Raw genomic sequence first — 3631 nt, 5'->3', positions numbered from 1 at the left:
CCCCCCCTCCGTCTCGCTGCGCGAGCCACCTCCCCCAAGGGGGGAGGATGGTTGGTTGCTTCACGTTATCTGGCATTCGCGCAGGATCATTTTCCTACATGCTGGCGATCTGTCATAGTGCGCGCCGCTGATTCAGCAGGCTCTTTGACATTGTCGACCCGCTTATTTCCAGCCCGGAGGCGGCGGATTCAGCACAATTCGGCCCAAAACGGTGAATCTGTCACCTTTTTCGGCACAATGCGTTGTAATATTTAGAAAAAGCAGGCGGACAGGGTGTAACCTTTCTGTCCGGTTGTCACCAGACAGGACTCAGTCGCCCGGTCCCTTCCATTCGCGCCGATCCTCAGCCTGACGCAGCACTTCATAGGCCAGTTGCAGCGCCTGAAAGGCCTTGGCGGCGGCCTCATCTCCGGGGCGGACATCGGGGTGAACTTCCTTGGCCTTGGCCCGCCAGGCCTTGCGCACTTCATCAAAGTCCGCGTCCGGCCCCAGCCCAAGCAGCTCCAGCGCCCGCAATTCATCGCGGGTGCGGCTGCCATCGCCGGACATCGCCCAGCCGTAATGCGCGCTTTCCTGAAAACCTTCGTGGGTCTGCCGCTCTGACTTCTCGCGCTCAGCCGCCTCTTCGGCATCGAGCCCTGCGAAATAGTCCCAGCCCTGATTGTATTCGGCGGCATGGCGCTGGCAGAACATCCAGCGGTCCGGGCTGTTCGGGCTTTTCGGAGCGGGGCAATTGCCCACTTCGGTGCAGCCATGCCGGTCACACAGCCGCACCGTGGCTGCTTCGCGCGCACCTTCGTACCCGCGCCAGCGCGGAAAACCCCAGTCAGTTGTTCGGCCCGATCGGCTCATCCCGCCGCGATAGTCCGAAGTCGCGCCGGGGCGCAAGCACTGGAAGGAACCGAGCACGTGATACAGCAAAAATTAAGTTTCAACGTGCAATGCTGCATTGCAATAGTCACCCATCATCCCCATATGGGTCTTAACCAAGTTCAAGGATGAGTAACGATGAGCCGTCAGCTCAAACTTTCCGCGACCCTTTCGGTGCTGGCCATGGCGCTGTTCGCCGCGCTGGGAACCCAGACCGCCGCGCAGACCGGTGGCTTCGCCGCCCCCCGGGTCGAAGCCAAGGCCGCCATGCCGGCCCTGCCCGCGCTGGGCAACCTGCTGCCCGGCCTGCAATAAGCTGCAGCGCGGGGGCGCGTGCCCCCGCCGCGATCAATCGATCGTCACCGTTACCGCCCGGCGGTTCTTCGACCAGCTGCCCTCGTCGGAACCGAGCGCGACCGGGCGTTCCTTGCCATAACTGACGGTTGAAATCCGGCTGGCATCGATCCCCATGCCTACCAGATAGTTCTTCGCCGCATTGGCCCGGCGTTCCCCCAGCGCAAGGTTGTATTCGCGGGTGCCGCGTTCATCGCAGTGCCCCTCAACCGTGGCGCGCTTGGCCGGATATTTCGCCAGCCACTGTGCCTGCGCCGCCAGTGCGGCCTGATCCTGACTGTCGATGTTATACTTGTCGGTATCGAAATAGATCGAATCCTGCCCCATCATCTGGGCCACGAAATCGGCCTGACTGCCCGGCGCGGGCCCTTCCAGCGTGCCGCCGGTCGTGTTGGTTGAAACGGCGTTGCCCGGATCGGGCGGCAGCACTTTGGGTGCCTTGGGCGCGCAGGCCGCCAGGGCCACGGCGCTGGTCGCGATCAGGGCCAGATTGCGGAACAGGGGCTGGTTCATCAACAGTCTCCTTTGCAGGGAAGTTCGGCCCACTGGCCATCAAGAGTCAACCCGTTTCAAGCCCGGGTCAGGGCCGAAGCGGTCCCCATGCGGGGTCAGAGCCATCAACCGGGGTCTCCAGCTTGCGTTCGTTGCGTCCGGTCAGATCAACCTGCCAGACGCCGGTTTTGCCGCTGGTCCGCGCTGTGCGGAAGAACTGGATGATCCGGCCGTTGGGCGCCCAGGTGGGCGCTTCATCCTGCCAGCTGTCAGTCAGATAGCGCATTTCCCCGCCCCCCGGGCTCATCACCCCGATCCGCAGGTTCCCGGCGATATGAGTGAAAGCAATCTGATCGCCGCGCGGGCTCCATTCAGGGGTCGCGCTGCGCCCGCCGAAAAAGCTGATGCGATGCTGATCGCTGCCATCGGCATTCATCACATAGACCTGCTGGCTGCCCGACCGGTCGCTTTCAAACACGATCTTGCTGCCATCCGGGCTGAACGATCCACCGATGTCGATCCCGGGGCTGTCAGTCAGCTTCACTGCCGTGCCGCCGCCGCTGGGGATCTTGTAGATGTCGGTATTGCCGGCCGCAGCCATCGAATAGAGCACCCATTTGCCATCGGGCGACCAGCGCGGCGCAAACAGGGGGTTCTTGCTGGCCAGCAACAGGTCCTGGCGGTTGGTGTCCAGATTGTAGATATAGATCCGCGGCTGGCCGTTGAAATAGCTGAGGTACAGGATCGACTTGTAATCCGGCGAATAGCGCGGGGTCAGCGCGGTGGCCTGGCCTGTCGTCAGGTAACGGTGGTTGGCCCCATCCGAATCCATGATCGCCAGCCGCTTCATCCGCCGGTCCTTGGGCCCGGTTTCCGCGATATAGGCGATCCGGCTGTCAAAGAACGGGTTTTCCCCTGACAGCCGCGCATAGACCATATCGGCACATTTGTGGGCCGCGCGGCGCCAGTCTCCTGGCGCGACGGTCCAGCCAGCCTTGCCGAGCTGTTGCCCCAGAGCCACATCGTACAAATAGCACCCGACCGTGACCTGCCCGTCCCCTGCCGCCCGGACATAGCCCTGCACCAGCATCTCCGCACTGCGGCTGCGCCAGGTATCATAGCTGGGGCTTTGCACTTCGCCAAAGCCGGGGCGCGGCAGATCGGCGGGGCCAACCGGCTTGAACAGGCCGTTGTTCTTGAGATCCGCGGTGATCACCGAGGCCAGGCTGAAGCCCAGTGCACTGGTGCTGCCAGCGCTGGTCTGGGTCGGTACATCGGCATCGGTCGCAAAGCTGGGGATGGCAATGCCCAGGTCCTGCCAGTCGCTGTCATCCGAAACGGTCACGTCGATCCCGCCGCTCGGCGGCGCGGCCGGGGCGGCAACGGGCGGCGCGGTCTGGGCCAGGGCCGCGGCCGAGCAAAGGGCGCCGAGGAGGACGAAGCGGGCCAGTTTCATTGCGATAGCCTTCTGTCGAATGTGGAAGTGACGGTTTGCCAATAAGGATAGAAATCCGGCGGCAGCAGGAACGGCTGGGCCAGCTTGATCGCGCGGATGGCCTGTTCGGCATGGCGTTTGACCTGGGCGGCATTGGCCGGGCTCTGCCCGCTCTGGCTGACCACCACCGGCTCTCCGGTCAGGCGGCCATCGCGGTTGAGGCTGAAGCGCACCTGGGTCACCAGCTTTTCCGCCTCAAACCCCTGCGGCGCGCTCCAGTGCGGTTTCAGCTGGCGCATGATCGCAGCGCGCAAGGCCGATTGCTGCTGCGGGCCAAAGGCGGCGGCAGGCGGGCTTTGCGTCTGGGCTTTGCCCGCCGCGCCGGGGATGCCCTTGTTGAAGGCATTGGCGAATTTCGACGCCCCGGGATTGGCGGCCGGCGGCGCGGAGCGACCGGGCGCCAATCCCGGGGCGTCGAAA

At 64.1% G+C, this 3631-nt stretch carries 4 protein-coding genes and 1 pseudogene; 1 reads left to right on the top strand and 4 read right to left on the bottom strand.

The window, feature by feature from the left end:
- Positions 1–309 precede the first annotated feature (309 nt).
- Positions 310–852 carry a J domain-containing protein gene (locus MNBBLIKP_RS15040; RefSeq protein ID WP_088311192.1) on the bottom strand — a complete coding sequence of 181 codons (543 nt, stop codon included), beginning with the start codon at positions 850–852 and terminating at the stop codon, positions 310–312.
- Between the two features lie 156 nt (positions 853–1008).
- On the opposite strand from MNBBLIKP_RS15040, the gene MNBBLIKP_RS18115 reads away from it, so the two are divergent.
- Positions 1009–1185, top strand: a complete 177-nt coding sequence (locus MNBBLIKP_RS18115; protein ID WP_176399795.1) for a hypothetical protein — start codon at positions 1009–1011, stop codon at positions 1183–1185.
- A gap of 33 nt (positions 1186–1218) precedes the next feature.
- Here the strand turns inward: MNBBLIKP_RS18115 and pal are convergent, their stop codons facing one another.
- From pal to MNBBLIKP_RS15025, 3 genes and pseudogenes are all read right to left on the bottom strand, one after another.
- On the bottom strand, positions 1219–1737 hold the full coding sequence (gene pal, locus MNBBLIKP_RS15035; protein WP_088311084.1) for a peptidoglycan-associated lipoprotein Pal: 519 nt from the start codon (positions 1735–1737) through the stop codon (positions 1219–1221).
- 67 nt (positions 1738–1804) lie between these two features.
- Positions 1805–3172, bottom strand: a complete 1368-nt coding sequence (tolB, locus tag MNBBLIKP_RS15030) for a Tol-Pal system beta propeller repeat protein TolB (protein ID WP_088311083.1) — start codon at positions 3170–3172, stop codon at positions 1805–1807.
- Positions 3169–3631: pseudogene (locus MNBBLIKP_RS15025) on the bottom strand (TonB C-terminal domain-containing protein); the annotation flags it as partial. The pseudogene MNBBLIKP_RS15025 and the gene tolB, both read right to left, overlap by 4 nt.

Origin of the sequence: Novosphingobium sp. B 225, from assembly GCF_002198665.1 — a bacterium.
Taxonomy (GTDB): domain Bacteria; phylum Pseudomonadota; class Alphaproteobacteria; order Sphingomonadales; family Sphingomonadaceae; genus Novosphingobium.
Note: the sequence above shows the minus strand (reverse complement) of the source record. Positions and strands in the feature narration are given on the sequence as shown.